The following is a 6,384-nucleotide window of genomic DNA, read 5'->3' as shown; positions in this document are numbered from 1 at the left end:
GTTCGCGACCGTCAGCCCGGCGAACATGATCGCCACGGCCTGGGACTTCTTCTCCGGCGCGACCAGACTGCGCGCGACCAGCGAGCCGATACCGAAGAACGAACCATGGCACAACGCCGCGACGATCCGCCCGAGCAGCATCACCGGGTAGTTCGGCGCGATGGCGGAGAGCAGGTTGCCGACGACGAACAACGCCACCAGGCCGACCAGGACCTGCTTGCGGGGCAGCCGTGCCGTCGCCGCGGTCAGCGCGATCGCTCCCACCGCGACACTGAGCGCGTAACCGGAGATCAGCCAGCCCGCAGCCGCCTCGGACACCGCGAAACTGGACGCCACCTGCGGCAGCAGCCCCGCGATGAGGAACTCGGTCAGACCGATACCGAACCCACCGAGCGCCAGCGCGACGAGTCCACTCGGTATCCGTCGCCGTGCTATGTCGTGCTTCGGTAAGGCCAGTGCGGAGTCGTCGTCGCCCATATGGCTGTTGTGGCCTCTCGATTAGGTTTCTGGTGAATTCAGTCAGAAAGCGCCGTTTCCGGGCTGCCGCGGCCCCGTTTCGCTCATGCTTATCGGTAGCCCCGCAGCTTGCGGTACAGCGTCGCCCGGCCGATGCCCAGCGCGGACGCCGCGCGTGCCTTGTTGCCGCCGTGGCGGCGCAGTGCCTCGAGTATCGCGGCGCGCTCGGCCTGCTCCATCGGGCTGAGAGGCCGCACGGCCGGGCCTTCCCGCACGGCGTCCGGCAACTCCGCCCGGCGCACCGGCCCCGACATCCGGCGGTGCTCCGCGAGGGCCCGGACGACATGGGCCAGCTCGGTGACGTTCCCGGGCCACGGGTACCGATCGAGCGCGCGCAGGGCATCCAGCGTCCAGGTCAGCGGCGGCTGCCCGGGGGCCGGGCGCGGTGCCAGGGCCGGCAGCAGCTCCCGTATGTCCTCGGTGCGTTCCCGCAGCGGGGGCAGGACCGCCGAGCGGGCGGACAGTTTGTCCAGCAGACGCTGGAGGCAGGGGCCGGCCGGCGCGCCGGGCGTGTAGGTGACCAGCAGCCGGATGTCCGGGTGCGTGTCCAGCAGGGAGTTGAGCGCGGCCACGCCGGGCTGCGCGAGGCGCTCGGCGTGCCTGAGGAGGAGCGGGCGATCGGCCGGCCAGAGGGGCAGGGCGTTTTCGAGTACGGTGTCCTGCGCCGCGTCGGCGATCTCGACGGCCCCTGTGCCCAGTAGTTCCAGAGCCAGCGCGGACTTGCCGGTTCCGCGCTCACCGGTCAGCAGCAACGGCTCCGGCGAGCGGGCCAGTTCGACGGCACGCCCGACCGCGTGCCGCCAGGGCACCGACGAGCCGGTGAGCGAGCAGGGCGGGCGCGGCACGGCCGGCGCCGACGGCACGGATCCGGCGAGCGGCTCCAGTACGGCGACGATCCCGATGACCACGCCGTCCAGACGCACCGGATCGATCCGCGCGAGGCATCCAGCACCCTCCGGCAGCTCGGGCCGCTCGGACAGTTCGGTCCGCTCGGGCAGGCATGTGCCGTCGGGCTGGCCCGTGCCGCCCACGGCATCCGCGTGCCGCGCGCTCACCGCCGCACGCTCCAGCGCCCCGAGCACCTCGGGCGTCAGCAACTGCCGTGCGCAGTCGCTGATCAGGCGGTGACGACCGTCCAGGGCGGCCACGGCACGGTCGCCTGCGGCCCGGTCGGCCACGGCCGGGTCCGGCTCACCCGCCGTCCCGTCCGGTCCACCCACCGCCCGCAGATAGGCATCCAGCAGCACCCGCTCAGCCGGCCCCGCCCGCGCACGCAGCTCCGTCTCGACCGCCGCGGCGGCCGCCTCGGCGAGTGCCGCCTGCGGATGAGGCGAACGCGCGCCGTCCAGCCGCGAAGCGAGCGATGCGACGGTCAGTGTGCCGGCGACCCGGCCGCCCTCCGGGGCGAGCACCGGGACGCTCACGGCGGACACGTCCTGCCACCGGTCGAGGAAGTGCTCGGGTCCGTGCACCTCGGCCCGGCGCCGGGTGCGCAGGGCGAGGGCCGCGCTGTTGTTGCCGACCTCCTGCTCCGCCAGGACGGGGCATGGTTCGAGCCCGGGTACGCTCCCCGCCGTCCACAGCACGCGCAGCTGCTCGTCGGTCAGGACGAGGAGCGACCGGTCCGCGCCCAGGGCGGGGACGATCCGGTCGAGCACCGGCCGGGCGGCACCCAGCAGCGTCGACTCCACCGGTCGGGAGGGAGCGACGACCGGCTCCTTCAGGTCGTGCGGCACATCCAAGTCGTGCGGCACGCCGAAGAACCGCGCCCGCCGCCACGCCGCGACGACCTCCTCCGGAACGCCGCCGGGCAGCGGACGCCCCGACAGGAACCGCTCGCGGGCGAGACGCAGCGAGGGCCGGGCGGTGGCTGCGGGGGAGGGCTCGGTCGTGGTCACGGCAACAACACCGTAGCGGGTTCGATTGAACGGGCAACAACGGGCGGGAACTGCCATGCCGGCGCCCCTCCTCACAGGCCGCCGGGTGTCTCGTAATGAGACACCCACGACCGGCCGGGCCGCTCCATGATCATGGACGCTCGATGTCCGCCCCGCCCCCCCATCACACCCCCGCAGGAGCGCCCCTTGTCCACCGTCGTCGAGACCGACGTCCTGATCGTGGGCAGCGGCCCCGCCGGTGCCTCGGCCGCGCTCGCCCTGAGTACGTACGGGGTGCCCAACATCGTGGTGACCCGCTACGCGAGCCTCGCCGACACGCCCCGCGCGCACATCACCAACCAGCGCACCATGGAGGTGCTGCGCGACCTCGGCGTCGAGCAGGAGGTCGTCGCACAGGCCACCCCACAGCACCTGATGGGCAACACGACGTTCTGCACCAGCCTGGCGGGCGAGGAACTGGGCCGGGTGCGCTCCTGGGGCAACGACCCGCTCGTGCAGGCGGAACACGAACTCGCCAGCCCCACCCGCATGTGCGACATGCCGCAGCACCTCATGGAGCCGGTCCTCGTGAACGCGGCCGTCGCCCGGGGCACCCGGTTGCGCTTCGAGACCGAGTACCTCTCCCACACCCAGGACGCGGACGGTGTCACGGCCACCGTCCGCGACCGGCTCCGCGGGGACACCTACGAGATCCGCGCCAAGTACCTGATCGGCGCCGACGGCGGACGGTCCAGGGTCGCCGAGCACGCGGGCCTGCCGATGGGCGGCCAGATGGGTGGGGCCGGCAGCGTCAACATCGTCTTCGAGGCGGACCTGACGCGGTACACCGCTCACCGCCCGTCCACCCTCTACTGGGTCCTCGCCCCCGGAGCGACCGTCGGCGGCATCGGCGCGGGCCTGGTGCGCTGCGTCCGCCCCTGGACCGAGTGGCTCATCGTGTGGGGGTACGACGTCGACGCGGGCGCCCCCGACCTGACCACCGAGTACGCCGAGGAGATCGTCCGTCGGCTCGTCGGCGACGACGACATCCCCGTGACCGTCAAGTCGTCCTCCGCGTGGACCGTCAACGAGATGTACGCCGAGACCTACGCCAGCGGCCGCGTCTTCTGCGCCGGCGACGCCGTGCACCGCCATCCGCCGTCCAACGGCCTCGGCTCCAACACCTCCATCCAGGACGCCTACAACCTCGCCTGGAAGCTCAAGCTCGTCCTCGACGGCGTGGCCGCTCCGAAGCTGCTGGACTCATACACCGCCGAGCGCGCCCCGGTCGGCAGGCAGATCGTCACCCGCGCCAACCAGTCCATCCGCGAGACCGCCCCCGTCTTCGAGGCCCTCGACGGTCTCTCCCCGCAGACCCCCGAGCAGCTGTGGGCCAACATCGCCGCCCGCAAGGACACCACCGAGGCCGCCGCAAAGCAGCGCGCCGAGCTGCGCGAGGCGATCGCCTTCAAGGCGTACGAGTTCAACGCGCACGGAGTCGACCTCAACCAGCGCTACGCCTCCGGCGCGATCGTCCCGGACGGCACGCCGGACCCCGGCTTCGCCCGCGACCCCGAGCTGTACCACCAGCCGTCCTCCCGCCCCGGCGCCCGGCTCCCGCACGCCTGGATCACCTCGGGCTCCCGCACGCTCTCCACCCTCGACACGGTCGGCCGGGGCCGCTTCACCCTGCTGACCGGCATCGGGGGAGAGGACTGGGTGCGGGCGGCCGAGGCCCAGGAGGTGGAGATCGCCACCGTGGTGATCGGCCCCGGGCAGGAGTACGAGGACCCGTACGGCGACTGGGCGCGCCTGAGCGAGATCTCCGACGCGGGTGCCCTGCTCGTGCGCCCCGACGGCTTCGTCGCCTTCCGGCACGCGTCCGCCGCACCGGACGCCGGCGAACTGCTCGCGGACGCGTTGCGGACCATCCTCGGACACGCCTGAGCGAGCAATCATGGAAGCAAGGGCAGCAGCGAACGTCGACGACGAGGAGCCGGGATGACCACCGACGCGACCGGGGCCGGCGTCACCGAGCAGGCCCTCGCCAGCCTCCGGGGGACCGCCGACCCGCGGCTGCGCGAGCTGCTCACCGGCCTCGTCCGCCATCTGCACGACTTCGCGCGCGAGACCCGGCTGACCCAGCAGGAGTGGGAGCGGGCGATCGCCTTCCTCACGGAGACCGGGCAGGCCTGCACCGACACCCGGCAGGAGTTCATCCTGCTGTCGGACGTGCTCGGGCTGTCCATGCTCGTGGAGACCGTCAACGGCCACCGCGCGCCCGGCGCCACCGAGTCCACCGTGCTCGGCCCCTTCCACATGACCGAGTCGCCGGTCCGCGCGCTCGGCGACGACATCGACCTCGTGGGCGGCGGCGAACCGTGCGTCGTCAGCGGCCGGGTGCTGTCCGAGGACGGCACCCCACTGCCCGGCGCCGCCGTCGACGTCTGGCAGGCCGACGACAAGGGCCACTACGACGTCCAGCAGCCCGGGGTCCAGCCCGCGGGCAACGGACGCGGACTGTTCACCGCCGACTCCGAGGGCCGCTTCTGGTTCCGCACCTGCGTCCCGGCGCCGTACCCGATCCCCACCGACGGCCCGGTCGGCGACCTGCTGCGGGTGACCGGGCGGCACCCCTACCGCCCCGCGCACATCCACTTCATCGCCACGGCCGAGGGACACACGCCCGTCACCACGCACATCTTCGTGGCCGGCGGCGACTACCTCGACTCCGACGCGGTGTTCGCCGTGAAGGAGAGCCTGGTCCAGGACTTCGCGGAGACCGACGACCCGTCCCTGGCGCGGGAGTTCGGCGTGGCGAACCCCTTCCGGCACGCCGGCTTCGACCTCGTCCTGGAGCGTGCCGCATGACGTTCCAGAATGAGTTCTCGTACGAGACCCGGCCCGTGCGGGTCGTCTTCCGGCCCGGCGCGGCCGTCACCGCGACCCCGGGCGAGGCCGCACATCTGGGCCTGCGGCGGCTGCTCGTGGTGTGCGGCAGCCGGGGCGAAGCCGTCGCCCGGGCGGTCGCGGACGCGCTCGGCGACACCTGCGTGGGAGTGCACGCCGAGGCCCGGATGCACGTACCCGTCGAGGACGCCGACCGGGCCGTCGCGGTGGTACGGGCGGCCGGGGCGGACGGCTGCGTGACGGTCGGCGGCGGCTCCGCGATCGGGCTCGGCAAGGCGATCGCCCTGCGCACCGGACTGCCGCTGATCGCCGTGCCCTCGACCTACTCGGGTTCCGAGATGACTCCCGTGTGGGGCCTGACCGAGCACGGCACCAAGCGCACCGGCCGCGACCCGGTCGTCCAGCCACGCAGCGTCGTCTACGACCCCAGGCTCACCCTCACCCTGCCCGTGCCGCTGACGGTGACCAGCGGCGTCAACGCGCTCGCGCACGCCGTCGAGGCGCTGTACGCACCGGACACCTCGCCGCTGGTCTCGGTCATGGCCGAGGAGGGCGTGCGCGCCATGGCCGAGGCACTGCCGCGACTGGCCGCCGACCCGAAGGACCTGGACGCGCGCAGCCGGGCGCTGTACGCGGCCTGGCTGTGCGGCACGTGCCTCGGCTCGACCACGATGGGGCTCCACCACAAGGTGTGCCACGTGCTGGGCGGCACGTTCGGACTTCCGCACGCCGAGACGCACACCGTCGTCCTGCCGTACGTCCTCGCCCACAACGCCCCCGCCGCCCCGCACGCGCTCGCCGTACTGCGACGGGCCCTCGGCACCGACGACCCGCCCCGTGCCCTGTGGGAGCTGGCCGGGCGCCTGGGAGCACCGCGTTCCCTCGCCGGACTCGGCCTCGCGGAAGGCGACGTGACAGCGGCGGCGGACCGGGTCGCGGGCGAGCCGTACGCCAACCCGCGCCCGGTGACGGCGAACGAGGCCCGGGCCGTGCTGCGGGCGGCGTACGAGGGAGGCCCGCCGGAACCGGCCGGGGAAATCCCCCTTTAGCGGATGCACAGGGGGCACGGACTTGCGGACAG

5 protein-coding genes are annotated in these 6,384 nt (G+C 73.3%); 3 read left to right on the top strand and 2 right to left on the bottom strand.

The window, feature by feature from the left end:
* Positions 1-420, bottom strand: a 420-nt coding sequence (locus tag AOQ53_RS28675; protein ID WP_148640386.1) for an MFS transporter, incomplete at its 3' end; no start/stop codon positions are given.
* Between the two features lie 146 nt (positions 421-566).
* Positions 567-2,414, bottom strand: coding sequence for a sigma-54-dependent Fis family transcriptional regulator (locus tag AOQ53_RS28670; RefSeq protein WP_236711851.1), 1,848 nt, complete (start codon positions 2,412-2,414; stop codon positions 567-569).
* 186 nt (positions 2,415-2,600) lie between these two features.
* Between AOQ53_RS28670 and AOQ53_RS28665 the strand changes: the two genes are divergently transcribed.
* From AOQ53_RS28665 to AOQ53_RS28655, 3 genes are read left to right on the top strand one after another with little or no spacing between them, the layout of a single operon-like run.
* Complete coding sequence (locus tag AOQ53_RS28665) at positions 2,601-4,340, top strand: FAD-dependent oxidoreductase (RefSeq protein WP_059421638.1); 1,740 nt, start codon at positions 2,601-2,603, stop codon at positions 4,338-4,340.
* Positions 4,341-4,394: 54 nt separating this feature from the next.
* Positions 4,395-5,264 (top strand): intradiol ring-cleavage dioxygenase, encoded by an 870-nt coding sequence (locus tag AOQ53_RS28660; RefSeq protein ID WP_059421637.1) that lies wholly within the window; start codon positions 4,395-4,397, stop codon positions 5,262-5,264.
* Complete coding sequence (locus AOQ53_RS28655) at positions 5,261-6,352, top strand: maleylacetate reductase (RefSeq protein WP_059421636.1); 1,092 nt, start codon at positions 5,261-5,263, stop codon at positions 6,350-6,352. The genes AOQ53_RS28660 and AOQ53_RS28655 overlap by 4 nt, the downstream gene beginning before the upstream one ends.
* Positions 6,353-6,384: the final 32 nt, after the last annotated feature.

Origin of the sequence: Streptomyces azureus (genome assembly GCF_001270025.1) — a bacterium.
Lineage (GTDB): Bacteria > Actinomycetota > Actinomycetes > Streptomycetales > Streptomycetaceae > Streptomyces > Streptomyces azureus.
The sequence above is the reverse complement of the archived record's forward strand: the minus strand, read 5'-3'. Positions and strand labels throughout refer to the sequence as shown.

Excerpts from the sequence above, each read along its gene's own strand:
- AOQ53_RS28660 (WP_059421637.1), top strand. The coding sequence starts at position 4,395 with ATGACCACCGACGCGACCGGGGCCGGCGTCACCGAGCAGGCCCTCGCC.
- AOQ53_RS28655 (WP_059421636.1), top strand. The coding sequence starts at position 5,261 with ATGACGTTCCAGAATGAGTTCTCGTACGAGACCCGGCCCGTGCGGGTC.